The sequence below is a fragment of the Lactobacillus sp. UMNPBX19 genome (assembly GCF_002553805.1).
Taxonomy (GTDB): domain Bacteria; phylum Bacillota; class Bacilli; order Lactobacillales; family Lactobacillaceae; genus Lactobacillus.
In genome coordinates this window covers 1-398 of sequence record NZ_PCYR01000138.1, presented here as the reverse complement: position 1 = coordinate 398, position 398 = coordinate 1, and the positions used below count along the sequence as shown (strand labels likewise).

1 pseudogene is annotated in these 398 nt (G+C 39.4%); it reads right to left on the bottom strand.

Annotation, left to right across the window (positions count from 1 at the left end):
• Positions 1-398: pseudogene (locus tag CP370_RS09465) on the bottom strand (glycoside hydrolase family 65 protein); the annotation flags it as partial.

The following is a 398-nucleotide window of genomic DNA, read 5'->3' as shown; positions in this document are numbered from 1 at the left end:
ACCATTATCAATTTCTAGTGATAAGTGTGTTGAAACGTCTTGAGCTTTCTCTAGTAATTTTGTATCGATTGCAGGTAAATGCTCATTTGCTCCCAGTGCTTGCAACCAATTTAATGCCCAAGTTAACATGATGTTTGTATAGGCATTATCGGTGATACCACCAGTGGTTGCATCGGGGTAAGCTTCATGGAATTCGTCGGGACCCATCACTCCTGATAAATGATAGCGACCATCATCACCCAACATCACTTTATTTAACCAAAATCTTGAAGTTTCAACGACAACATCAAGACCACCTTCAAGAAGAATACTTTCATCCCCAGTTATCTGCACATAAACCCACAAATTATAAACGACAGCTAATGACACATGACGCTGCAATCTAGAATTATCTGGAT